This is a genomic window from Devosia beringensis (assembly GCF_014926585.1).
Taxonomy (GTDB): domain Bacteria; phylum Pseudomonadota; class Alphaproteobacteria; order Rhizobiales; family Devosiaceae; genus Devosia; species Devosia beringensis.
This window is the reverse complement of sequence record NZ_CP045422.1, coordinates 1,478,817-1,501,491: the sequence shown is the minus strand read 5'-3', so window position 1 is coordinate 1,501,491 and position 22,675 is coordinate 1,478,817. Positions and strand designations below refer to the sequence as shown.

Genomic DNA, 22,675 nt, shown 5'->3' with positions numbered 1-22,675 from the left:
CGCCAAGTGACGTCACGCTTGGGTACGCCCTGACGTGACTGGGGGGTAGGCGTAGCAGGGACTGATTTTGGCAGGCATGGTGCGCGTTCTGGCTCGGCAGCTTTCGGCCCCATTTCGTTCGTAGAGCGCGACATTCTCGATGCCTGAAAGCTGCCATCTGGCGACGAGCTGAACAGCCGATGCGTCGCCAGTTTCGCTAATCAACAGACGCGCATTCCGTGACGATCTTATTTCGGCCCGATCGCTTGGCTTTCAGCAAGGCGCTATCGGCCCGGTGAAGCAAGCTGGCAATATCCTCACCGCTGGCGCCCTGAGTCGCCCCAATGCTGATAGTGATAGGCACAGCGGCAGATGGCGTCCGTATTTCGAGTCCGGCCACCAAGCCGCGCAGTCGCTCTGCAACTTCGAGAGACCCGGCAAGATCCGTGGCAGGCAACAGGACGCCAAACTCTTCGCCGCCGATACGACCTAGAATATCAGTAGACCGCAGCCCGGCTTTGAGAGTGTCGGCCAAGGTCTTAAGCACTTTGTCGCCGACATCATGACCATGGTGGTCGTTGATCGCCTTGAAATGATCGGCGTCGATCATCAGTGCGCAGTTTGGCATTTTTGATCGCGAAGCCAACATCAGCTCCCGATCAGCAAAATCGAGGAACGTCTTGCGCCGCAATAGCCCTGTTAAGCCATCAACCGACGCCAGTCGCCGCAGTTCCAGTTGTTCGGTGACCATTGCGGCTAGGTCTGCTAAGAGCCCCAGTTCTAAAGCGTTCATGTCTCGCGGTGTGGTGTCGATGGCGCACAGGGCGCCCAGGGGCAGCCCATCCGCACTGAAAACCGGGAAGCCTGCATAGAACCGGATATTGGGATCACCAGTGACCAGCGGATTGGTGACGAACCGTTCGTCCATAGTGGCGTCCCGCACTACCATAGCGCCAGCGCCCAACATGGTGTGGGCGCAAAAGGAGGCACTTCTGGCTGTCTCCGACAGTGTTAGACCAATTCGCGCCTTGAACCACTGCCGATGATCATCGACGAGCGAGACAGCAGCAATCGGAACCCGCAGCGCCGCGGCCACGATGCGGGTCAGGCGGTCGAAGGTCTCCTCGGGGGGCGTATCGAGGATGTCGTATCGACGCAGGGCCTCCAGACGGAGCTGCTCAATTTCATCACTTGGCAACACAACGTCCTCCCGCCGGCGTATGAGTTCCGGAAAATGTTAGCGCCCACAGGTTAACGAGTATTCGATTAGGTCGATTTCCGGTCTGCAACCGACCGCGTATCGATCATTTGCAACCAAATTTCACAATCCCGAAAGCTGCCGGAAATGGCCCTCCAGACAGCACCGCCCCAACGGCCATCTGTCGGCCATCGCTCGTGGCAAGTATTGCTCCAGGGCACTAGCGCTGCATCTGAAAAGTAATCTTGCTAGAGGTGCTGCAAGATGTCGATAAACATCCTCAACGAGGTTAGCGTCAGGAACGCCGCAAACGCGTAGCCGAGTACCTTTCGGTCGAGCCTGTGCGCGACCCGCGCGCCCCAGGGGGCGATCAGCATGGTCAGGGGAGCCAATGCCACCAGCGCCAGCAGATTGACATAACCCAGCGATCCGGCCGGCAGGTTGGGTACATTCCATCCGGCAATGGCATAGCCGATGGTGCCGGGGATGGCGATGATGAAGCCGATGGCCGAGGCCGTGCCCACCGCCCGACGGATGTCATAGCCGAATGTGGTCAGGATGGGCACGCTGAGCGTGCCGCCGCCAATGCCCATCATGGTCGAGATCACCCCCACGAAGTAGCCGCAGATCGCCTTGACGATGCCGTTGGGGAACCCGTCCGATACCGGCGCGCTGTTGGCGCGGAAGACCATGTTGATCGCCACCAGCAGGGCGACAACGGCGAACACCACGGTGAGCACGAGGCCGTTGACCAGCCCGGCAATGACCGTGCCGCAGACCACGCCGATGAAAATGGGAATGCCCCAGGTCTTGACCAGGGTGAAGTCGACGGCGTCCCGCTTGTGATGGCTGCGGGCCGATGACAGCGAGGTGAAGACGATGGTGGTCAGCGACGTGGCCACCGCGATCTTCATGCGGATATCGGGGTCGACATCCATACCGCCCAGCACGAAGTAGAGGATCGGCACGATGATGATACCGCCGCCGACGCCAAGCAGCCCAGCGATGAAGCCGCCCGCGAGGCCGGCAAACACCATTGCGGCAATCCAGATGCTGTAGTCGGTGAGCATTTCGGTGGTCATGGGAGCGTCCGATTAGTGTTGGCGAGCCGAGCCTGGAATAGCGGCAAGCAATTGGCGGGTATAATCGTGCTGGGGATTGAGAAAGATGTCGCGCGTCGTGCCGATCTCAACGATTTCGCCGGCGCGCATCACGGCCATGCGGTCGCAGACCTGCGCCGCAACATGCAGGTCATGGGTAATGAACAGCATGGCCAGGTTGAGCCGGCTCTTGAGTTCCTCGAGCAGCTTGAGGACCTGTGCCTGCACGGTGACGTCCAGCGCGGACACGGCCTCGTCGGCTACCAGCACGTCGGGCTCGAGCGCCAGCGCCCGGGCAATGCCGATGCGCTGCCGCTGGCCGCCGGAAAATTCATGCGGCAGTCGTTCGGCGGACTTGCCGTCCAGCCCCACCAGCTCCAGCAGCGCCCGTGCATTGTCGAGCGCCAGTCTTTTCGGGACGCCGCGGGCAATCGGGCCGTCGGCAATGCTCAAGCCGACCATACGCCGGGGATTGAGCGAGGCAAATGGATCCTGAAACACCATCTGGATGCGGCTGCGCTGTTGGCGCAGCTTTTCCCCCCGCATGGCGCTGAAGTCTTCCCCGCCCAGATAGATGTGGCCGCTGTCGGGCGCATTGATCAGGGTCACCAGCCGGGCCACCGAGGATTTGCCGGATCCCGACTCGCCGACGACACCCAAAGTCTCGCCGCGACGGATCTCGAAGCTGACATTGCGGACGGCGTGCACGACGCGCCGGTCGCCGAACATGCCCGCTTTCTGGCCGTATGACTTGTTGAGGTTTTCCACCGCCAGGGCGACAGGCTGGTCGGCCGCGACAGGGCGCAGCGCCGGCGTACCCGAAGGCACGGCAGCGATCAGGGCCCGGGTATAAGGATGCTGGGGATTGCCCAGCACGGCCTGCGTCCTGCCCTGTTCGACCACGATGCCCTTCTCCAGCACCAGCACATGATCGGCAATATCGGCCACAACGCCGAGGTCATGGGTAATGAAGATCACCGACATGCCCCGCCGCTGCTGGATCTCCCGCATCAGCTTGAGGATCTGGGCCTGCGTTGTCACATCCAGGGCGGTGGTCGGCTCATCGGCGATCAGCAGGGCCGGCTCCAGTGCCAGGGCCATGGCAATCATGGCGCGTTGCCGCTGTCCGCCCGAGAGCTGGTGGGGAAACGCCCTGATGGTCCGCTCCGGATCGGGGAGCTGCACTTCGCGCGCCAGCTCGAGCGCCCGTGCCCGCCGCTCGGCCGGCGAGAGCAGATCATGCGCCTCGAACACTTCCATGATCTGGTCTTCGATGCGCATTGATGGATTGAGCGCCGTCATCGGCTCCTGAAAGATCATGCCGATGCGCCGTCCACGCAGGGAGCGCATCGTTCCGGCATCGATGCTGATCAGGTCGACGGCATCGAACAGCGCTTCACCGCGTTCCACCTTGATCGTCCGCGGCAGCAGGCCCATCAGGGTCTGGGCGCATAGCGATTTTCCCGAACCCGATTCGCCCACGATGCAGAGCACCTCGCCCTTGGGAAGTTCGAAACTGAGATCGACCAGCGCCAGCGCGCGATCGGCGCCCTTGGGCAGCCTGAGCGCCAGATGCCGCACGGAAACGGTGGATGTCTTTGCAGGCTGAATGGGTGTTTCCATCATCAATATCCCAGCGCTATGCCGTCCTTGCGATGATCGGATGCGCCCCAGAGCACGCCGCGATCATGATCGATCCAGATGGCCTGGCAGCCGCCCAGCGGCTCGTCTGCCCGGCGTGTGGCGTGGCCAAGCGCTTCGAGCTCGGCCTGGACCGCCGGGGCAATCGTCGGCTCAAGCGTAATGGCGCCATCGGTGAAGAAGCTGCGGGGCTGGTCCGACGCCGCCTGCACGTCGAGGCCCCGATCGAGCACCTGCGACAGGAAATGCGCATGCCCTGCGGCCTGGTACTGCCCGCCCATGACGCCGAAGGAGCCCACCACCTTGCCCGCCTTGCTGACCATGGCTGGTATGATGGTGTGGAACGGCCGCTTGGCCGGGCCGATGGCGTTGGGATGGCCGGGCTTGAGCGAGAACCCCGCGCCGCGGTTTTGCAGCAGCACGCCGGATTTCTTGGCATAGATGCCGCTGCCAAAGGCAAAGAACACCGAATTGATCAGCGACATGGCATTGCCGTCGCGGTCGACGACGCTGACATAGACGGTGTCGCGATGCACCGGCAGGTCCCAGCTGTCGGGCGCCGAGGCGGTCTGGCGCGAGATTTTGGCACGCAGCGCATCGATATTGACGTCCGCCAGTATGTCGTCCGGGGTAGCCGTCATGGCGAGGGGATCGGCGATCAGCGCGTCGCGCTGCCGATAGGCAGCCTTGGTGGCTTCGGCAAGCAGGTGAATGCGGTCGGTTTCCGTCAGGCTCGGGTCGGCCAGATCAAAGCCGTCGAGCAGGCGCGCGATGATCAGCGCCGCCAGGCCCTGCCCATTGGGCGGGCATTCGTGCAAGCTGTGGTCGCGATAGCGGCCCGATATCGGCGCGGTCAGCTCGGCGGCAAAGCCGGCGAGATCGTCGCCCACATGCAGGCCACCCAACGCCCTGAGCGTCGCCACGATATCGTCGGCGACTTCGCCCTCGTAAAAGGCGGCGCGGCCGTGCCGGGCTATGGCCCGCAATGTCGCACCCAACGCAGGATTGCCGAGGCGGTCACCCGTCTGCGGCGCCTTGCCATGGGGCAGAAACTGTTCGGCTGAATCGGGAAACGCCGCCACACGGCTGCCATAGCGCGACCAGTCGAGCGCCACGCGCGGGGTAATGGTGAAGCCCTGCTCGGCGGCGTCGATGGCGGGCTGCAGGATGCGGTCAAGCCCGATCCGGCCATGCTCGGCGCTGAGGCGGCACCAGGTATCGACGGCACCGGGGACGGTGACCGCGTGAACCGAATTGTCGGGCATGTTGGACCAGCCCATGGCCAGATAGGTGTCCAGCGTGGCGGCCCTGGGCGACGGACCCGAGCCGTTATAGGCAACCATGTCGCCGCCCGCGGGCGCATAGAGCGCAAAGCAATCGCCGCCGATGCCGGTCATATGCGGGTCGATCACACCCTGCAGCGCCACCGCGGCAATCGCGGCATCGACGGCATTGCCGCCGGCCCTGAGAATATCGACAGCCGCTAGGGTCGCCATGGGATGGGAGGTCGCGGCCATGCCGTTGCCGGAAAGGGCAACCGACTTGCCAGGTACCATGAAATCGCGCTCAGCCATGACGGGCCTCCGGGTTGTGCTGCAATCGGGCGACCGCGGCGTGGTCGCAGGCGATTGTCAGGTCAGGATGGGTTTGCAGGAAGGATGCGGGGCATTGTGCATTGATCGGCGCTTCCAGGGCTTCTGCCAAGGCCTGCGCCTTGGCCGCGCCCGTCGCCAGCAGCACAATGCGCCGGGAATCCAGAATGGTGGCGATACCCATGGTGACGGCTCGGCTGGGCACGGGTGTGTCCGACGGAAAATCGGCCGCATTCACCGCCCGGGTGCGGGGCGCCAGGTCGACGATGCGGGTGCGTGAACCCGCGGCAGAGCCGGGTTCGTTAAAGCCGATATGGCCATTCTGTCCAATGCCGAGCAGTTGCAGGTCGATGCCGCCGCTGGCGGCAATCATCGCCTCATAGCGCGCCGCACCATCGGCGGCCCCATCCGGCAGATGCAGGCGCGCAGGGTCGGCGTCGATCGCGCTGAACAGTTCGCGCTGCATATAGGCGGCAAAGCTCGACGGGTCGGTCGGCTCCAGTCCGCAATATTCATCGAGATTGAAACTGGTCAGGCCGGCAAAGCTCACGGCGCCGCGCTGCCGCAGTTGTACCAGTTGCCGATAGACCCCGCGCATCGAATTGCCCGTCGCCAATCCCAGCACGCTGTTCGACCGGCGCCGCATCTGCGCGGCAATGGTCTCGGCGACGAACTGTTCGGCTGCTGCGGCCGTGTCAAAAATGCGCAGGGTCGCGCTCTGGGCGAGGGCGGTGCCGGTCATTGCGCGGCTTCCAGCGATCGGGCGCTGAGCATGGGCACATCGAGTTCGGGCGTCTGAAACAGGCCCTTTCGTAGGATGTCGAGACTGTTGGCCAGCGTGCCGTAGAGCCCGGCGCGGCTGCCAAGCTGGCTGATGGTGCAGGTGGGCGGGGTGGCCATGCAGAGCGGCAGATAGTGCTGCACCCGTTCGAGCAGCTCTGGCCGCGCCCCGATGCTGCCACCCATGATGATCCGCTCCGGATCGACCACCGCCGAGACGGCCAGGATCGCCTCGGCCAGGGTGCGGGCAACTTCATCCAGCGTCGCGATGGCGATGCGGTCGCCGTCGCCGACCCGGTCGATGATCTGACGCACCGTCAGGCCGGGCAGGCCGCCACCACCTTCATAGCGACCGCGAATGGCAGCGCTGCCGATCATGGTTTCCAGCGCACCGGCCCAGAAGGTACGCCCGTCATAGGCGCTGGCGCCGATGGGCAGGGTCGAAATCTCTCCCGCCGCACCGCGCGAACCGCGCAATACCCGACGCTCGTTGATGATCCCCATGCCGATGCCGGTTCCCAGGGCGATGAAGACGAAATTGTCGACGTCCCGACCTTTGCCCAGCCACTGCTCGCCCTTGGCCGCCATGTTGACGTCATTGCCGACATGCACCTCGAAGGCGACAGAACGGGCCAGCCAGGCGGCAAACTGCGAGCCTTCCAGCCCGGCAATATTGGGTACCATCAACAACGTACCGGAGCGCTCGTCATATGCGCCGGGAATGCCGATCGTGCCCACCAGCACGCGCTCGCTCGGCAGGTTGGCGCGTTCGGCCAGCACCTGGTTCATCCGGGCCAGTTGGGCGATGACATGTTCGCCGCCGCGTGCATCCGTGGGCTCGACGATTTCGCTCAGCACGACGCCGTGCATATCCGCGATGGCGGCCTGGATCTTGGTGCCGCCGACATCCGCGCCGAAGACCAGGGCGCGGTCGGCACAGACCTCATAGGTCGCTGCACTCCGGCCGACGCCGCCCTGGGTGCGGCCGCTCATCTGTACCCAGCCTTCCATTTCGAGGTCACGGAAAACCTCAGACATTGTCTGCTTGGACAGGCCAGTGAGGCGTGCCAGCTCGGCCCGCGATATGCCGCGGCGGTCGAGCAGGATGCGCATCACGCTGCGCAGGGTGATCTGTCGGCTAGTCGCGATTGAAGAGAAGGAGAACATGCGTGCAGAGGCCCAATTAGTCAGTTCCACGAACAAATGAAGCCATTTAGCTGCTTGCGTCAAGTTTGATACGCACATTTTCGCCCCATGAATGCGGTTCCCTACCTGCGGACGGAATAATTCGTTCGCCAACTTTACAAACTAGCGGGAGCGTGCTTCGTTGAGGGGATTAGGGAATGCGGGATGCGTGGGGCATCCTGTGTAATTAGGGAATATAGTTATGATCGCCTCGAAAAAGCTGCTGGCCTTGGCCGGCATCATGGCTCTCACCATGTCCTCGGTCAGCGCGCAGACCCTGCGCGTCGGGTTGCAGGACGATCCGGACACGCTCGATCCGGCCGTCGGCGGCACCTATTCTGGTCGCATCGTCTTTGAAGCCATGTGTGACAAGCTCCTCGACATCAATGCCGACCTGGAAATCGTGCCAAAGCTGGCGACGGAGTGGTCCTGGAACGACAGCAGCACCGAGCTCACCCTCAAGCTGCGCGAAGGCGTAACCTTCCAGGACGGCACCCCCTTCGATGGCGAGGCGGTCAAGGCCAACATCGAACGCATGCAGACGCTCGAGGAATCCAAGCGTCGCGGCGAACTGGCCCCGATCACTGCCGTTGAAGTGGTCGATGCCTCGACCGTGATTTTCAAGCTCGACGCCCCGTTTGCCCCGCTGCTGTCGGTGTTGACCGACCGGGCCGGCATGATGGTCTCCCCGACGGCCGCGACCTCGGCTGACGCCTTTGCGGCCAATCCTGTCTGCTCGGGCCCTTATCAGTATGCCGAGCGAAGCGCCCGCGACTTCATCCGCCTCGACAAATTTGATGGCTACTGGAACGCTGACGAGATTGGCTACGACAGCATCGAATATCAGATCATCCCCGACTCGACCGTGCGCCTGTCGCGCATTCAGGCCGGCGATCTCGACATTGCCGAGCGCATTGCGCCCACCGATCTGGCTGCCGTGCGCTCCAACACGAGCCTGGCGCTGCACAGTTCGCCAGGTCTGGCGGTCTCCCACCTGTTCATCAACGTCGCGGAAGGCTCGGCCGGCGTGCTGGCCGACAGCCCGCAGCTGCGCGAAGCGCTTGAGCTCTCGCTCGACCGCAATATCATCAACCAGGTGGCCTTCAACGGCGAATTTAATGCCGACAACCAGATGCTGCCGCCATCGAGCCCGTTCTACAGCAGCAGTCATCCGGTCCCCGCCCGCGATCTGGACGCGGCCAAGGGACTGATCGAGGTGTCGGGCGTCGATAACCCGACGATCGAGATCACCTACGAAAACTCGCTGACGGACGGGCGCGTGGCCCAGATCATCCAGTCCCTGGCTCAGGAAGCCGGATTTACGGTGAACCTGCTGCCTCTGGAAACCTCCTCGGCAATCGAGCGCTATCTCGCCGGCAATTTCGAGCTCTATATCGGCAACTGGAGTGGACGCGCCGATCCGGATCCGACGCTCTACACCTTCTTCGGCGCAGAGGGCAGCCAGAACCTGAATGGCTATGTCTCGCCTGCACTCGAAGAGGTTCTGCTTGCAGCACGGCAGGAACTCGACGTTGACGCCCGCAAGGCGCTGTATGAAGAGGTCGCCGAGATCTACCTGACCGATCGCCCGACGATCCCGCTCTACCATTCGACCTGGTTCTACGGCGCCCAGGCCTCGATTGAGGGCATCACGATCTATCCAGACGGCCTGCTGCGCGTCACCGGCGTCAAGCCTGGCGCCCTCTAGCGCCCAGATCACGCCCCATGCATCGCATGGGGCGTGCCTCTCACCTTCCTGGCACCCAGACTGGTCCGCACCGACATGCTCAACTTCATCCTTCGGCGTCTTCTGGTCGCCATACCCACCCTGTTGTTGGTTTCCGTGCTGGTATTCCTGTTGCTCAAGCTGCTGCCGGGCGATCCGGCCGTGGCGCTGGCGGGCCAGGAGCCCGATCCGGCGGTCATCGAGTTCCTGCGGACCAAATACGGGCTGGATCAGCCCTGGCCGGTCCAATATTTCAAATGGCTGACGGGCCTGCTGCAGGGCGATTTCGGCATGTCCATCCGCACCCGCCTGCCGATCGGGGAAATGATCCTGCAAAAGTTGCCGGTCACCCTGCAGCTCTCCTTGCAGGCCATGATGATCGCCCTGGTCATCGGCATTCCGGCCGGTGTGCTGGCGGCGGTCAAGCGCGGCACCCCCGTCGATTATCTGGTGAGCATGATCGGGCTGGGCGGTCTGTCCATTCCCAGTTTCTGGCTCGGCATCATGCTGATCCTGCTGTTCGCGGTCTCTCTGGGCTGGCTGCCAAGCGGCGGCTATGTCGGGTTTTTCGAGTCGCCGCTCGAGAACCTGCGCTTCACCCTGTTGCCCAGCATCGTACTGGGCACCGCGGCGGCGGCAATCGTCATGCGACATACCCGCAGCTCGATGATCGCCACGCTCAAGCAGGACTATGTGCGGACCGCCCGCGCAAAGGGCCTGCGCGAGGGCATTGTGGTGCGGCGGCACGCCCTGCGAAACGGCCTGATCCCGGTGGTCACGACAAGCACGCTGCATCTGGGCGAGCTGTTGTCGGGCGCTGTGCTGACCGAACAGGTGTTCGGCATTCCCGGTTTTGGCAAGATGATCGTCGATGGCGTGTTCAGCCGCGACTATGCTGTCGTGCAGGCGGTGGTCATCTGTTCTGCGGTGATGTTCATGCTGCTCACCCTGATCGCCGACATTGCCTATGTCATTCTGAGCCCGAGGCTCCGTTCATGAGCGACGTTTCCGCACCGCTCGCCACCGCCCGCGGCGGCAGCCGCAAATCGGTATTGGTCCGCGCACTAAGCCATCCGAGCACTATTATCGGCGGTACCATCGTCATTTTCTTTGCCCTGGTGGCGACGTTTGCGCCGCTTCTTGCGCCCTTCGATCCCAACGTGTCCGACTGGCTGGCGGTGCGGCAGGCACCATCTGCATTGCACTGGTTCGGCACCGATGATTTGGGGCGCGATATTCTCTCCCGCGTGATCTTTGGAGCGCGCGCCTCACTGGCCGCCGGCATCATTGCCGTGAGCATCGCGATCGCGCTGGGCGTCCCGCTGGGGCTGCTGGCAGGCTATTTCGGCGGATGGCTCGACATGGTGATTTCCCGGTTCACGGATGCGCTTCTTGCTGTTCCCTTTCTCATCCTGGCCATAGCCTTGGCGGCGTTCCTGGGGTCCAGCCTGGAAAATGCGATGATCGCGATTGGCGTTTCGGCGATGCCGATCTTCATCCGGTTGACCCGCGGGCAGGTATTGACCATCAAGGATGAGGACTATGTCACCGCCGTCCGTGCGCAGGGCGTGCGCGATGTCAACATTATCCTGTCCCACATTCTGCCCAACGTCTTGGCCCCCATCGTCGTGCAGGCCACAATAACCATGGCTGTTGCCGTTCTGGCTGAAGCCAGCCTTGCCTTTCTAGGCCTTGGACAGCGCCCGCCCGCCCCATCATGGGGCAGCATGCTCGACGTGGCCCGCCAGTTCCTGATCGAGGCTCCTTGGATGGCAGTTTGGCCCGGCCTGGCCATAATCATAATCGTGCTCGGTTTCAACCTGCTCGGCGATGGACTAAACGATACGCTCAATCCCCAGCAGGACGACACCTGACGGCCAGGGCCGACGGCGTTCCACCAAATCCTAAGTCCGCTTTTGGGGGCTTTGAATGTGTAGCGAACGGCTGAAATGGGGCGCGTTCCTGCCTAGCAGTAGACGCCCTATAGCGGCCGTTCTCCGCCAGGTTTCATTAACCTGGAAGCTGCCATTGAATGAAGATCATGAGTCTGGCGGAGCAGGTCAGCCCCGCACCGCCAGGTAGCGTAGTCCGCCCTAACTTACTGCTGGGCCATTTCACGCAACATGACTTCGAGGTTGCGTTCCACTTCGGGGGGTTGGGCGCCCCGTTCCAGGCCGCCCAGCAGCAACCGTCCGGCCGCTGGCTGCGCAAATAGGCCAGCCCAGGCGGGATTTTCGAGGTCCAGGCCCGCGGCATAGTCGTCGGCCGGCAGGCTCTGTTTTGCTGCAGCGACAACCCCATCGGCCAAGGCCGCAATGTTATGGGCAAGCGTGTCGACGAAGGCGCCGATCGTATTAGCCGGCACGGCACGATTGATCCTGACGTTGCCCCCTGCGCCTAATCCAGTTTGAAGTAGGCTCTGGCCCCATCAGAAGGACCAGAGATGAAGCGAACCAGGTTCACCGAAGAGCAGATCATTGCGATCTTGAAGGAGCAGGAGGCCGGCGTTCCAGTTGCCGACCTGTGCCGCAAGCATGGCGTCAGCAATGCCAGCATCTACAAATGGAAGGCCAAGTATGGCGGCATGGACGTCAGCGAGGCCCGACGACTGAAGGCGCTTGAGGACGAGAACGCCCGGCTCAAGAAGCTGCTGGCCGACAGCATGCTCGATAATGCCGCGCTGAAAGATCTTCTTGGAAAAAAATGGTAGCGCCCGCCGCCGAGCGGGATGCTGTCGCCCATCTCCAGACTGCCTATGGGATGAGCGAGCGGCGGGCGTGCCGAGTATTGGGATGTTGCCGGATGACGATGCGCTACCAGGCGCTGCGAACCGATGACATCGTGCTGCGCGACCGGATGAAGGCCATTGCCCATGAGCGGCGACGGTTTGGCTATCGGCGGCTGCACGTCCTGCTGCGGCGGGAAGGGTATCAGGTCAATCACAAGCGCCTGTTCCGGATCTATCGCGAGGAGAAGCTGATGGTGCGCCGTCGAGGCGGCCGCAAGCGTGCCATGGGCACCAGGGCGCCGATGCTGATCCCAATGGCGCCCAACGAACGCTGGTCCCTGGACTTCGTCTCCGACCAGATGACCGACGGTCGGCGCTTCCGGGTGCTGACAGTGGTCGATGACTGCACACGCGAATGCCTGACCTTGGTTGCCGACACCTCGCTGTCTGGTCTGCGCGTTGCCAGAGAGCTGGAGACGCTGATGGCTACTCGAGGACGCCCCAAGATGATCGTCAGCGACAATGGGACTGAGTTCACGTCCAATGCCATCCTGGGCTTCGCTGACCGGATGGGGATCGACTGGCACTACATTGCCCCTGGCAAGCCGATCCAGAATGCCTTCATCGAGAGCTTTAACGGCCGGCTGCGGGACGAACTGCTCAACGAGACCCTGTTCCCATCGCTTGCTCACGTCCGGGCCACCGTGGCGTCTTGGCGCGCCGATTACAATCTGCACCGGCCGCACTCGCGGCTGGGTTGGATGACGCCTGCCGAATACGCCGACACCTTCAACCCGCGACGGGATCTGCCGCTCCGCTCAATGACCAGCTCCGCGCCAGCCCCCGTCGCTCACCCCGGCCAGATCGACCAAACTAACCGCCCGAGTCTACTTCACGCTGGATAGAAGTTGGGGGCAACGTCAGGCCCAATCGCGGAATGAGGACCGGAACCCGTGCACAGTGACGGTGGTCACCCGAAGCCGCCGCAGCAACATCTCCATCGCCATAGCCGACAAGGGGCGGCCGGCTTTTTGACCGGCGAACACGAACTCTGATGTTCTCGTAGTGCCAAGTCTCTCAATGAGATCCCGCGCCTGCTGTGAAAGCGGGACTCGATGGGGCCGGCCAGCCTTCATCCGCTCGGCGGGGATCTTCCAGATGCTGGCTTCAATGTCGAACTCTTCCCACCGCGCCCCAAGGGCCTCTCCTGATCGAGCAGCGCAGTAGATCAAGAATTCCAGTGCCCTTGCAGCCATCGCATCCGAACGCTGCAGCCGTTTTACAAGCGCAGGAACTTCCTTGTAGTCCATCGCCGCGTGGTGCCCTCTGCTAAGCTTTTGTCGCGGTGGTAGAATGCTCTTCAGATGGCCGCGCCAGAGTGCAGGGTTCTCTCCAGTTCGCCAGCCCCGCGCTTTGGCATAGTCGAGCACGCGTTCGATGCGCCCTCTGATGCGCGAGGCCGTCTCTGGCTTTTTCATCCATATGGGATTGAGAACCGCGAGAACGTCCTCTGTATTGATATGCGAAACGCGCTTGCCCGAGATAGCCGCGCAGTAGGTATCGCCAAGCGTCATTCGCCATTGCGCGCGATGCTTTGCATTGCGCCACTGGGTTTCCATGGACGACAGAAACTCGTCCGCACATTCGGAGAAATTGAGTTCCCTCTGCGGCGTGCGCAATGCCTTTGGATCAGAGCCTTCAGCAACAGCCGAGCGCAATTCTAAAGCCTTAATGCGCGCCGATGCCAGGCGAACTGCCGGGTACGGGCCCAGCCCCACTGCCTGCCTCTTTCCGCCTCTAGCGAACATGAATATCCAGCTCTTTGCGCCGCCAGGCTTGACGTTGAGATACAGCCCACCGCCGTCGCTATAGCGGCCTGGTCCAAGCGCGGACTTTGCAAAGGTATCGGAGATTTTATTGAGCGCTCTTGCCATGGTGTGCACTTCCGTATGCACTTCTGGTTGGACATAGCCAGAGATAATGAAGCGCAACTGAGGACGATAAGGCGGCTTACGTGCCAAAAAGTCAAGCGGATGCGGCATTATCAAGTATCATCATAAACAGTCAAGAACGGCAGTACGGCGGACTTTCTCTCCGCCATAATTCTGCTGGCACCGCTCTAGGATCAAGGGTTACACCCCGCACTAGACTGACCCGCCATAAAACCCACCATCGGAATTGCTGTCATCGACAGTGCAGCGAATGGCGCCCCATTCCGGCCATCCAGGCGGCAATTCGATTTCCCAATAGCTGACCGTCGGCTAAGATTAAGGCAGTGTCGATAACAGGGCGGCTTGCGCAAGGTCCGTCGATGGACCCGACCAGGCACATGGCGGCAGAGCCAGTTTTGGACACTCAACAGACCTTGTGGCTGAACGGTCCGATCGGGCCGATACGTCGCCGGGACGCGGCGCCGCAATAACGCCATTCACAACGCAACAACGTGCGCCTGATCCCGGCCCACCTCTGCTTCGCATCAATTCTAGCGCCTAGAAGCGGTCCAGTGGGCTGACCAAGCTCACCTTCGCTCGTTGTAAAGTGCCCGCGCTGGACCGCCGCACCGAAGGCCTTTGGCGGCATTGTGGGTTGTCAATCTCGGTAATTCAGGCTCGTCCCGTCGCTCCAGGCTTGGCCGCTCACAGTGCCGGATGACATCGCGGTAAATGCCCGAAGCGCGGTCGCCCTGCATTTTCCCTCGCGTCGCCTGGCGATGTCCTGACCAGCGCCCGACCGGCCAAAAGCCGATGCGAGGCGATTTGTATCGCACCGTCACTGGGAGCGGCCCACCAGCGCCGCCAATTCATCGGCAATGACCGGACTCCAAATCGCCATGCAAATCATCCGCCGTGCACAACTCTGCACCTCGTATGCGCTGCACGTCATTTCAGCTCCGGACGAATGACAGGACGCTCGTCTGTATCGAATTTGCTTCTCTAATATTGAAAAGAATTAACCCGAATTAAGTATTGTTGAATTGCGTTAACGCCAAGTTGGCTTTTCGCAGAATTTGAACCCACGCAAATCTGTGTTTGTCCAATCGGAAAATATGCGTGGTGGTCTGTAACCCGACCGGACCCAATGTGCCCTTCGCCTGAGCGGCCAAGAAACACAGGGCGGCCCTAGCGCCACTGGGCGCTGAGGGCGGCCAGGACATCGGTCCGGCTGATCTGGCCGACAAAGCGACCGTCGCGCAGCACGGGGAAGCGGCGGAACGAACTGGCGATCATGGCCTCGGCGGCATCCACCAGATCGAGTTCGGCATCCAGCGTTGTCGGATCGGGCGACATATAGTCGGCGACGACGCCGCCCCATTGCTTGTAATAGGAGGCATTGAGCGCGGCCTTGAGGCAATCGCGCTTGGACAGCACGCCCAGCAGCGTGCCGGCCTCATCCAGCACACAGGCGCCCGATACCCTGTTGTCGAGCAGAATGGCGACGGCACGCACGATTTCGGTGCCGGGCGACAACGTCACCAGATCCACCTTCATGACGTCGCCCACTGTCGGCATGGGGTCAGTCATGGGACAAGGCCTCCTTGATCCGGTCGCAGCCGGCACAGGCATTCTGGCAGCGCGTGCCGCCACAGGAGCGCTCGAGCGGCGGCTTGCCGAAAGCCAGCCCGACGGCCAGGCCCAGCATGGCCAGGATGACAAGGACGATGGCGGCAAGGATGGTGGACATGGCGGCGCTCCTCATCTGCTGACGTGATGGGCATAGGCACGGCTGCCGGCTGCACGCAGCCCGCCCGGCACGCGGTCGAAATAGAGGACGGCCAGGGCGTGGTCATCGGCAAAGCGCAGGCCGGAGTCGGTGCCCATCACCATGAGCGCGGTGGCCAGGGCGTCGGCGGTCATGGCGCTGGGGGCAAAGACCGAGACCGAGGCGACGGCGTTGCGCAAGGGTTCGTCGGTCAGCGGATCGATGATGTGGCTATAGCGGCGGCCCGCCACCTCATAGGCGTTGATGGCGTCGCCGGAGGTGGCCAGCGCCAGGCCGTCTGTGTCGACCAAAGCGCGTAGCGGCCCGCCCAGCGGATCGCTGATGCCGATGCGCCAGGGGGCGCCGGTGGGGTCGGCGCCGCGGGCGATGACCTCGCCGCCCAGTTCGGCGACGAAGGCGGGATAGCCGGCTTCAGCGATGGTAGCGGCCATCAGGTCGAGCGCATAGCCCTTGGCAATGCCGCAGAGGTCCAGCGTCAGGTCGCTTTTGGCCTTGTAGATGGTCGTGCCCGTCACGGCGAAATCGGCAAAACTGCCGGTACGGGTGCCGGTGATGGGCCCGAAGCCGTAGCGGCCGACATCGGGGCCGACGCTGGGATCAAAGGCGCCCGACGTGAGCGCGGCAAGGCGCAGCGCCTCTGTGGTGACATGAGCCAGATCGGGATCGACGTCATGCCAGCCGGCGGGGGCGCGGTTGAAGCGGGAAATGGCGCTGTCGGGGCGGAAGGGGCTCATGGCGGCGTCGACCCGGTCGAGCAGGGTCTTGAGATCGTGTGCCAGGGCCGTGACGTCGCCGGTCCGGGGCAGGCGGACCTGCCAGGACGTGCCATAGGCGCGGCCGGAGAGGCGAAGCTCGTCGGCCAGGCCGGGCAGAGCGGGGAACAACAGCGTGGCGGCGGCGCCCAGCAGGAGGCGGCGGCGGGTCAAGGACATGGCTAGCTCCCGAAATCGTCGTTGAAGATGGATGTGCGCTCGACGCCGCAGGAATCGAGCATGGCAAAGACGGCGCCGATCATCAGGGGCGGGCCGCAGAGGTAATATTCGCAGTCCTCGGGGGAAGGATGATCGCGGAGATAGGCGCGCAGCACGACATCGTGGATGAAGCCGACCTGCCCGTCCCAGCCGTCGGTCGGGCTTGGCTCGGACAGAGCCGGCACAAAGCGGAAATTGGCGTGGCGGCGGGCCAGATCGTCGAACTGGTCGGCATAATAGAGCTCGCTACGGCTGCGGGCGCCATACCAGAAGCTGATGGTGCGGCCGGAGGCGCGGGCTTCGAGCTGATCGTGGATGATGGCCCGTAAGGGCGCCATGCCGACGCCGCCGCCGATGAAGATCATCTCCTTGTTGGTGTCGCTGGCACCGAAATGCCCATAGGGACCGGAGATGGCGACGCTGTCGCCCGTGGCCAGCCCGAACAGGTAGGAGGAGACGATGCCGGGCATCACGTCGGGCCGGGCGGGGGGCGGCTCGGCGAGGCGGATATTGAGCACGATCCTGCCGCTGTCCTGCGGTCGGTTGGCCACCGAATAGGCGCGGGTCACCGGTTCGGTGCTGTGGACGGCGAGCCGGCGCAGGCCCAGGCGCTCCCAATGGGCGGCATGCGCGGGCGCCACGGCGATATCGGCAAAGTCGAGCCGGTAGGGCGGCGCGGTCACCTGCACGAAGCCGCCCGGGCGCAGGGCAAAATCCAGATCCGCCGGGGGCGCCAGCACGATTTCCTTGATCAGCGGCGTGAGGCTGGTGCTCGAGACCACCGTGCAGTCAAAGCGCGTCACATTGAGAATGTCGTCGGGCACGGTGACGGCGAGCGGGCCGCGCACCACCACCTGGCAGGCCAGCCGGACATTGTCCCGGAGCTCCTGGCGCGACAGCAGTGCCAGTTCGGTCGGCAGAGCCGGCTCGGCGCCCGTCACTGTGACCCGGCACAGGCCGCAGCTGCCAGCGCCGGCGCAGGCGGAGGGTACGGCAATGCCGTTGCCGTTGAGCGCCTCAAGCAGGCGCATATTGGTCAGCGTCTCGATCGCCCGTTCGCCATTGAGGGTGATGGTCACCGGGCGGGAGGGCAGCAGCACGGCGCGCACCAGCAGCAGCAGCGCCGCCAGAACGACGATGAGCAGGACGGTGAAGCCGGCAGCAATGGGGATTTCCATCACAGCACCCGCACGCCGACAAAAGCGGAAAAGCCCATGGACATGAGGCCGGTGACGATGAAGGCAATGCCCAGCCCTTCGAGCCCCCTGGGCACATTGGCATAGCGCAGGCGCTCGCGGATAGCCGCCAGGGTGACGATGGCGAGGGCCCAGCCGATGCCGGTGCCGAGGCCAAAGACCACGCTTTCGGGCAGGTCGAGCTGGCGCTCGACCATGAAGAGGCTCCCCCCCAGAATGGCGCAGTTGACCGTCAGCAGCGGCAGGTAAATGCCCAGCGCGCGATGCAGGCCCGGCACGAAGCGGTCGAGCAGCATTTCGAGCACCTGCACCAGGGCGGCAACGATGGCGATGAAGGTGATCAGGCGCATGAAGCCCAGATCGGTATCGGGCAGGCCCAGCCAGGCCAGCGCGCCATCGGCCAGGACATGGCTATAGAGCAGGTTGTTGAGCGGCACGCTGATGGCCTGCACGACGATGAGCGCCAGGCCGACGCCGAAGGCGGTCTCGATGCGCCGCGACACCGCCAGAAAGGTGCACATGCCCAAGAAGAAGGACAGCGCCAGGTTTTCCTCGAAGATCGACCGCTGGAAGAGCTCGATCATGTGCGAGTCTCCCGCGGCGCATGACGCAGCGCGAATTCGCGCGGTTCGGCTAGGTGCGGCCGCAGGCTGCGAATGGCCCAGATCAGCAGGCCCAGGATGATGAAGGCGCTGGGCGCCAGCAGCATCAGACGTAGCGGCTGGTACCAGCCGCCATCGGCCGCCAGGGGCAGCAGGCTGATGCCGAACAGGCTCCCCGAGCCAAATAGTTCGCGGATAAAGGCGACCAGCAGCAACACGGCGCTGTAGCCCAGGCCATTACCCAGGGCGTCCAGCATGCTGGGACCGGGCGGGTTGTGTAGGGCAAAGGCCTCGGTGCGGCCGAGCACGATGCAATTGGTGGCGATCAGCGAGACGAAGACCGTCAGCCGCTGGCTCATCTCATAGGCAAAGGCGCGCAACAGCTGGTCGGCGACAATGACCAGGGCGGCGATGATGGTGATCTGCACGATCAGCCTGATGGCGCCGGGAATGTGCGCGCGGATCAGGCTGATGATGCCGGCCGCGGCAACCAGTACCAGGGTGAGGGCGATCGACATGGTCAGGGCCGTGGCCATGGCCGTGGTAACGGCCAGTGCCGAACAGATGCCCAGAATATGGACGGTGACCGGATTGTTCTCGACGAGCGGGTCAGTCAGCGTGCGCAGCCCCTTGATCATGGCGTGTCTCCTGCCCGCAGGCGTTCGAGGAAGGGGCCATAGCCGGCCGGGCCGAGCCAGAACTGGATCATGTCGGTGACGGCATAGCCGGTGACCGAGGCGCCCGAAATGCCGGCAACCTCATGGGGGCCGGTGGCCTCGCCGCGCACCACTTCGATGACCACGGCACCGTCCTCGGCAACCTGCTTGCCGGCCCATTGGGCCTGCCAGTCGTGCTCGGTGATGCGGCCGCCCAGGCCGGGGGTTTCGGCCTGTTCATAGACGGTGAGCGCCGCCACGGTATTGAGATCGCCCTCCAGCGCCAGATAGGCCTTGATGAGGCCGCCATAGCCGGTGCCGCGCACCGGCAGGACGAGCAGCGCCAGGGCGCCATCGCGGCGCACGAAATAGACCGGGGCAATGTTTTCGCGCCGCCCGAGACCGGCAAAGTCCTCGGCCCGCGATAGTTCCGTGCTCATGGCGGGATCGGCGGCGGCGACCAGCGGGTCATAGCTGGCCGGATCGCGGTCGCTGACCAGGGTGCCGCTGGCCAGGTCGACCAGTTGCAGATCGACCGCTCCGGCGCCGGCCTCGGCCAGGATGTCGCCAATGCCGGGCAGGTCGGCCAGCATGGCCGCCATGCGGGCCTGGCGCTCGTCATCGACATTGGCGGCGATCAGCGGTCGCAGGCTCACTGCGGCGGCCGAGACGGCAAGGCCGCAGACCAGGGCGACGAGAAAGGCCACGCCCAGCGTCTTGGTTCGATCACTATTGGGACGGGCGAGGAAGCGTTGCCAAGGGCCGCGGGGCGCTTGATCAGCCATGACGCCGCTCCTCGATAAGCTGGTGGGCGATGATGACGAGGCGATCGAGCAGCGGGGCGAAGATGGCGCCGAGCAGGGTGGCAAAGACCATGGCGCCAAAGCCCGGCCCGACCTGGCCGAACACGCTGGCCAACAGGCCGAGCAGCGCGCCATAGGCCCAGCGGCCCGGATTGGTCGATGCAGAGGCGACCGGATCGGCCGCCAGGTAGAGCAGCACCAGCAGCACGCCGCCCGGCGCCAGGGCCGTCCAGGGCTCGCCATTGCCGGCCAGAGCCGCCAGCAGCACCAGCGTGCCGGCGGCGGCCAGCAGCAGGCGCCAGGCGGCCTGGCCGCTGGCCACCATGAGGAGCAGCGCCGGCAGCAGGGTCCAGGCCGCCAGATCGGGGCCGGTGCGGTAGTCCTGGTCGGCAAAGGAAAAGGTCAGGAAGGCCAGCGGGACCACCGCGGGATGCAGGAAGGAGCGGCCCCGCCCGCCAAACACCTGTTCGCCGATCACGACACCAAAAGCCGTGCCCAGGACCAGCTGGTAGAGCGGGGCCTCGGCCGGCACGGCAAGGGCGATGATGACGGCGGTGACCAGGCCATGCAGATCAACGCTGTGCCGACGCAGCACGGCAAAGGCCAGCTGCAGGGCCAGCACGACCGCTGCTATCAGCGCCAGCCGCCCCCACAGGCCAGCACCCTGGGCAAGCGCCAGCATGAAGAGCGGCAGGACCAGACCGAGCAGGGTCGGCAGCGCACTGCGGCCCCAGATCTGGCCGAGCGGCTCACGACGGGCGATAGTATCAGCGGTGCCGATCATGGCTGGGGCGCCAGTTCATCGAGCACGGCCCGCAGCATGACACCGTAATCGGTGCCGGCGCCATCGACATGGGAGAGCAGCGCCAGATCGTCCTCGACCAGAGCCAGCGCGCCCAGCTGGCGCGCCATGTCGACATCGCCGGTGCTGAGCGCGCGCAGCAGGGGAATGGGCAGGATGCCGGGCGGGGCAACGCGCTCATGCACGCCATTGGGGATGAGGGCGGGAATGCCCGTGCCCATCCAGGCCTGCAGCCGATGCAGCAGCGGCGGCAGGGGGGCGGCGGGCGCGTGATGGTGCAGGGCAAAGACCTGCAGATGGTCGCGCGCCAGAAAATCCTGCACCCGCCCGTCCAGCGCCGAGCCGGAATAGAGCCGCACCGCCGGCTGAACCAGCCGGCCGGCGACCAGATCGTGCAGCCGCGCCCCCGGGGGCACGCGCAGCAGCACCGGGTCGGTGACGGCCGGCCCCGAAAGCGCAATGATGCGGGTGGTCCAGACCTGCCCGGTGGCGAGCAGATGGCCCAGCGCGATGACGTCGGTATAGCCGATTTGCCAGACCACGCCCGGCATGCGGCCAACCGGGTGCAGGTGATGGATATGGGTGCCCGGCAGGCCGGCGGGATGCGGGCCGGCAAAGCCGACCGGGGTGATACCGCTCAGCGGCGCCGGACTGTGCGCAGCCTCGTGACACAGATAGCAGGGGCCGGGCGTCAACAGGCGCAGGGCTGCGGCGCCACGCTGGAACCAGGGCAGGTGCTCGGCGATCACCATGGCCGCATCGGCGGCGTGCGGCCGGCTGTCCATGGCGGTGAGAAACAGTGCTGCCGGCGTGGCCTCGAGGTCGGCCGGCCGGCCAAAGGGTCGGCTCAGAATGCCAGCCCAGAGCCCGGAAGCGTGCAGCAGGCTGACAAGCGCGGACCGGTCAAGGGTCGTGGGCATGGGGAAGTCCACGCCGGCCGCGTCCCCGACGGCGATGGTCACCGCCTCGATGCTGCGGCGGGGGCCGCGCCTGACCTCGCCGACCGTGCCGGCAGCCGGCGCCACCACCAGTCGTTCAGGCTGCCGGCGGTCGCGCAGCACTGGCTGGCCCGGCTGCACCCGGGCGCCCGGCACCACCAGCGGCTCCAGCCGCAGGCCGGGATAATCGCTGCCCAGAACGGCCACCGCAGTCACCGCTACCGTGTCATCAACGACCTGCCGGGGCGCGCCGGCATAATCAAGGTCGAGCCCCTGGCGGATCCGCACTGCCCTGTGGCCACCTGCCATGCCGTGGTTTCCCATCCATCCGATTTGTCCGGTGCCAGGAGATTAACCGTGCAGGGCGCAGGAAAATTGATCTGGATCACGGTGGGGGGAGGTTTTGGCCCTACACTGCCCGGCAGTGTCGATAGCCATGGATGCAACACGAAAAAGGACCTCAAGCCGATGACATCAGCCCCTCTGTGCAGCGCCGCCCGCCGACTGCCCCTGACCGTGCTTGTGCTGACGCTTGCCGGCGTCATGAGCATGGGCGCGCTGGCGCAGACCAGCGACCCCATTGCCAGCCTGCCCAGCAGCCCCAAGGACCTGCTGCTGAGCCTGACCACCGATACGGCGGTCCTCGTCGAGATGGTTGGCACCACCGCCAGCAACGCCGAGTGGGCCAGTGACCTGGCCGGCAGGGGCACGGCCATGACGCCTGACCAGCAGGCAATGCTGGCCGAATACCTTGCGCTCAACCTGCCCGCCGCGGTAACCGGCACCGACGTCGCCAGCATGGTGCAGTCCTTGCCGCCGGACGGGCGCGAGCTGTTCGCGCAGACCTGCTTTGCCTGCCATGGAGTGGGGGCCTATTACCTGCAGCAGGATCGGGATGTTGATGGCTGGATGGATATCTTCAGCGCGCCCTATCACCGCCGGCTGCTGACCGAGGACAAGCAACGCGAGACCTTTGCCAGCTATGCGGCCTCGGCCATGCCCATCGCCGCCGCAGACATTCCGGCGGCATGGCAGCAATAGGCCGAAGCACCCACCAG

Annotated in this window: 22 protein-coding genes; 5 read left to right on the top strand and 17 right to left on the bottom strand. The window is 64.3% G+C overall.

Translation table 11 applies throughout. From position 1 onward, the window contains the following. Nucleotides 1-196 precede the first annotated feature (196 nt). The 6 genes from GDR53_RS07285 to GDR53_RS07260 all read right to left on the bottom strand — a co-directional run bounded on the left by GDR53_RS07285 (nt 197) and on the right by GDR53_RS07260 (nt 7,457). Nucleotides 197-1,177, bottom strand: a complete 981-nt coding sequence (locus tag GDR53_RS07285) for a sensor domain-containing diguanylate cyclase (protein ID WP_210321411.1) — start codon at nt 1,175-1,177, stop codon at nt 197-199. A gap of 248 nt (nt 1,178-1,425) precedes the next feature. Next, nucleotides 1,426-2,259 (bottom strand): sulfite exporter TauE/SafE family protein, encoded by an 834-nt coding sequence (locus GDR53_RS07280; RefSeq protein WP_193337400.1) that lies wholly within the window; start codon nt 2,257-2,259, stop codon nt 1,426-1,428. Nucleotides 2,260-2,271: 12 nt separating this feature from the next. Then, the gene (locus tag GDR53_RS07275; protein WP_193337399.1) at nt 2,272-3,900 is read right to left on the bottom strand and encodes an ABC transporter ATP-binding protein; all 1,629 of its coding nucleotides are present in this window, start codon (nt 3,898-3,900) and stop codon (nt 2,272-2,274) included. Between the two features lie 2 nt (nt 3,901-3,902). Then, nucleotides 3,903-5,492: a gamma-glutamyltransferase family protein gene (locus GDR53_RS07270; RefSeq protein WP_193337398.1), complete on the bottom strand. Its 1,590-nt coding sequence runs from the start codon at nt 5,490-5,492 to the stop codon at nt 3,903-3,905. Then, nucleotides 5,485-6,252, bottom strand: coding sequence for a glucosamine-6-phosphate deaminase (locus tag GDR53_RS07265; RefSeq protein WP_193337397.1), 768 nt, complete (start codon nt 6,250-6,252; stop codon nt 5,485-5,487). The genes GDR53_RS07270 and GDR53_RS07265 overlap by 8 nt, the downstream gene beginning before the upstream one ends. Continuing rightward, entirely contained in the window at nt 6,249-7,457 is a 1,209-nt protein-coding gene (locus GDR53_RS07260) for an ROK family protein (RefSeq protein WP_193337396.1), read from the bottom strand. Before GDR53_RS07260 ends, GDR53_RS07265 begins: the two co-directional genes overlap by 4 nt. A 220-nt stretch (nt 7,458-7,677) precedes the next feature. Here GDR53_RS07260 and GDR53_RS07255 point away from each other — a divergent pair, with 220 nt between their 5' ends. From GDR53_RS07255 to GDR53_RS07245, 3 genes are all read left to right on the top strand, one after another. Continuing rightward, nucleotides 7,678-9,183: an ABC transporter substrate-binding protein gene (locus tag GDR53_RS07255; RefSeq protein WP_193337395.1), complete on the top strand. Its 1,506-nt coding sequence runs from the start codon at nt 7,678-7,680 to the stop codon at nt 9,181-9,183. A gap of 75 nt (nt 9,184-9,258) precedes the next feature. Beyond that, nucleotides 9,259-10,200 carry an ABC transporter permease gene (locus tag GDR53_RS07250; protein ID WP_193338007.1) on the top strand — a complete coding sequence of 314 codons (942 nt, stop codon included), beginning with the start codon at nt 9,259-9,261 and terminating at the stop codon, nt 10,198-10,200. After that, nucleotides 10,197-11,075: an ABC transporter permease gene (locus tag GDR53_RS07245; protein ID WP_193337394.1), complete on the top strand. Its 879-nt coding sequence runs from the start codon at nt 10,197-10,199 to the stop codon at nt 11,073-11,075. The genes GDR53_RS07250 and GDR53_RS07245 overlap by 4 nt, the downstream gene beginning before the upstream one ends. Nucleotides 11,076-11,299: 224 nt before the next feature. On the opposite strand, the gene GDR53_RS07240 is transcribed toward GDR53_RS07245, so the two are convergent. Further along, nucleotides 11,300-11,566 carry a hypothetical protein gene (locus tag GDR53_RS07240; RefSeq protein ID WP_193337393.1) on the bottom strand — a complete coding sequence of 89 codons (267 nt, stop codon included), beginning with the start codon at nt 11,564-11,566 and terminating at the stop codon, nt 11,300-11,302. Between the two features lie 78 nt (nt 11,567-11,644). On the opposite strand from GDR53_RS07240, the gene GDR53_RS07235 reads away from it, so the two are divergent. Further along, nucleotides 11,645-12,834, top strand: a protein-coding gene (locus GDR53_RS07235; RefSeq protein ID WP_193334513.1) for an IS3 family transposase whose coding sequence is annotated in 2 segments (ribosomal slippage) — nt 11,645-11,903 and nt 11,903-12,834 — 1,191 coding nt in all. Because the reading frame shifts where the segments join, the coding sequence is not laid out codon by codon here. 15 nt (nt 12,835-12,849) lie between these two features. On the opposite strand, the gene GDR53_RS07230 is transcribed toward GDR53_RS07235, so the two are convergent. The 10 genes from GDR53_RS07230 to GDR53_RS07185 all read right to left on the bottom strand — a co-directional run bounded on the left by GDR53_RS07230 (nt 12,850) and on the right by GDR53_RS07185 (nt 21,926). Further along, nucleotides 12,850-13,971, bottom strand: coding sequence for a tyrosine-type recombinase/integrase (locus GDR53_RS07230; RefSeq protein ID WP_193337392.1), 1,122 nt, complete (start codon nt 13,969-13,971; stop codon nt 12,850-12,852). A 1,077-nt stretch (nt 13,972-15,048) separates the two neighbouring features. After that, nucleotides 15,049-15,450, bottom strand: coding sequence for a CBS domain-containing protein (locus tag GDR53_RS07225; protein WP_193337391.1), 402 nt, complete (start codon nt 15,448-15,450; stop codon nt 15,049-15,051). After that, complete coding sequence (locus tag GDR53_RS07220) at nt 15,443-15,610, bottom strand: hypothetical protein (protein WP_193337390.1); 168 nt, start codon at nt 15,608-15,610, stop codon at nt 15,443-15,445. Before GDR53_RS07220 ends, GDR53_RS07225 begins: the two co-directional genes overlap by 8 nt. A gap of 11 nt (nt 15,611-15,621) precedes the next feature. Then, the gene (locus GDR53_RS07215) at nt 15,622-16,581 is read right to left on the bottom strand and encodes an FAD:protein FMN transferase (protein ID WP_193337389.1); all 960 of its coding nucleotides are present in this window, start codon (nt 16,579-16,581) and stop codon (nt 15,622-15,624) included. A gap of 2 nt (nt 16,582-16,583) precedes the next feature. Further along, nucleotides 16,584-17,798, bottom strand: a complete 1,215-nt coding sequence (gene nqrF / locus GDR53_RS07210) for an NADH:ubiquinone reductase (Na(+)-transporting) subunit F (protein WP_232846753.1) — start codon at nt 17,796-17,798, stop codon at nt 16,584-16,586. Continuing rightward, a complete protein-coding gene (gene nqrE, locus GDR53_RS07205; protein WP_193337387.1) occupies nt 17,798-18,400 on the bottom strand; it encodes an NADH:ubiquinone reductase (Na(+)-transporting) subunit E in 603 nt (200 codons plus the stop codon). The genes nqrF and nqrE overlap by 1 nt, the downstream gene beginning before the upstream one ends. Continuing rightward, the gene (locus GDR53_RS07200) at nt 18,397-19,056 is read right to left on the bottom strand and encodes an NADH:ubiquinone reductase (Na(+)-transporting) subunit D (RefSeq protein ID WP_193337386.1); all 660 of its coding nucleotides are present in this window, start codon (nt 19,054-19,056) and stop codon (nt 18,397-18,399) included. The genes nqrE and GDR53_RS07200 overlap by 4 nt, the downstream gene beginning before the upstream one ends. Further along, nucleotides 19,053-19,859, bottom strand: a complete 807-nt coding sequence (nqrC, locus tag GDR53_RS07195; RefSeq protein WP_193337385.1) for an NADH:ubiquinone reductase (Na(+)-transporting) subunit C — start codon at nt 19,857-19,859, stop codon at nt 19,053-19,055. Before nqrC ends, GDR53_RS07200 begins: the two co-directional genes overlap by 4 nt. Then, nucleotides 19,852-20,661 carry an RnfABCDGE type electron transport complex subunit D gene (locus tag GDR53_RS07190; protein ID WP_193337384.1) on the bottom strand — a complete coding sequence of 270 codons (810 nt, stop codon included), beginning with the start codon at nt 20,659-20,661 and terminating at the stop codon, nt 19,852-19,854. The genes nqrC and GDR53_RS07190 overlap by 8 nt, the downstream gene beginning before the upstream one ends. After that, nucleotides 20,658-21,926, bottom strand: coding sequence for an NADH:ubiquinone reductase (Na(+)-transporting) subunit A (locus tag GDR53_RS07185; protein ID WP_193337383.1), 1,269 nt, complete (start codon nt 21,924-21,926; stop codon nt 20,658-20,660). Before GDR53_RS07185 ends, GDR53_RS07190 begins: the two co-directional genes overlap by 4 nt. A 159-nt stretch (nt 21,927-22,085) precedes the next feature. Here GDR53_RS07185 and GDR53_RS07180 point away from each other — a divergent pair, with 159 nt between their 5' ends. Further along, nucleotides 22,086-22,658 carry a c-type cytochrome gene (locus tag GDR53_RS07180; RefSeq protein ID WP_193337382.1) on the top strand — a complete coding sequence of 191 codons (573 nt, stop codon included), beginning with the start codon at nt 22,086-22,088 and terminating at the stop codon, nt 22,656-22,658. Nucleotides 22,659-22,675 lie beyond the last annotated feature (17 nt).

Coding starts and splice junctions, on each gene's coding strand:
- GDR53_RS07280 (WP_193337400.1), bottom strand. CDS start 2,259: ATGACCACCGAAATGCTCACCGACTACAGCATCTGGATTGCCGCAATG.
- GDR53_RS07275 (WP_193337399.1), bottom strand. CDS start 3,900: ATGGAAACACCCATTCAGCCTGCAAAGACATCCACCGTTTCCGTGCGG.
- GDR53_RS07270 (WP_193337398.1), bottom strand. CDS start 5,492: ATGGCTGAGCGCGATTTCATGGTACCTGGCAAGTCGGTTGCCCTTTCC.
- GDR53_RS07265 (WP_193337397.1), bottom strand. CDS start 6,252: ATGACCGGCACCGCCCTCGCCCAGAGCGCGACCCTGCGCATTTTTGAC.
- GDR53_RS07260 (WP_193337396.1), bottom strand. CDS start 7,457: ATGTTCTCCTTCTCTTCAATCGCGACTAGCCGACAGATCACCCTGCGC.
- GDR53_RS07255 (WP_193337395.1), top strand. CDS start 7,678: ATGATCGCCTCGAAAAAGCTGCTGGCCTTGGCCGGCATCATGGCTCTC.
- GDR53_RS07250 (WP_193338007.1), top strand. CDS start 9,259: ATGCTCAACTTCATCCTTCGGCGTCTTCTGGTCGCCATACCCACCCTG.
- GDR53_RS07245 (WP_193337394.1), top strand. CDS start 10,197: ATGAGCGACGTTTCCGCACCGCTCGCCACCGCCCGCGGCGGCAGCCGC.
- GDR53_RS07230 (WP_193337392.1), bottom strand. CDS start 13,971: ATGCCGCATCCGCTTGACTTTTTGGCACGTAAGCCGCCTTATCGTCCT.
- GDR53_RS07225 (WP_193337391.1), bottom strand. CDS start 15,450: ATGACTGACCCCATGCCGACAGTGGGCGACGTCATGAAGGTGGATCTG.
- GDR53_RS07220 (WP_193337390.1), bottom strand. CDS start 15,610: ATGTCCACCATCCTTGCCGCCATCGTCCTTGTCATCCTGGCCATGCTG.
- GDR53_RS07215 (WP_193337389.1), bottom strand. CDS start 16,581: ATGTCCTTGACCCGCCGCCGCCTCCTGCTGGGCGCCGCCGCCACGCTG.
- nqrF (WP_232846753.1), bottom strand. CDS start 17,798: ATGGAAATCCCCATTGCTGCCGGCTTCACCGTCCTGCTCATCGTCGTT.
- nqrE (WP_193337387.1), bottom strand. CDS start 18,400: ATGATCGAGCTCTTCCAGCGGTCGATCTTCGAGGAAAACCTGGCGCTG.
- GDR53_RS07200 (WP_193337386.1), bottom strand. CDS start 19,056: ATGATCAAGGGGCTGCGCACGCTGACTGACCCGCTCGTCGAGAACAAT.
- nqrC (WP_193337385.1), bottom strand. CDS start 19,859: ATGGCTGATCAAGCGCCCCGCGGCCCTTGGCAACGCTTCCTCGCCCGT.
- GDR53_RS07190 (WP_193337384.1), bottom strand. CDS start 20,661: ATGATCGGCACCGCTGATACTATCGCCCGTCGTGAGCCGCTCGGCCAG.
- GDR53_RS07185 (WP_193337383.1), bottom strand. CDS start 21,926: ATGGCAGGTGGCCACAGGGCAGTGCGGATCCGCCAGGGGCTCGACCTT.
- GDR53_RS07180 (WP_193337382.1), top strand. CDS start 22,086: ATGACATCAGCCCCTCTGTGCAGCGCCGCCCGCCGACTGCCCCTGACC.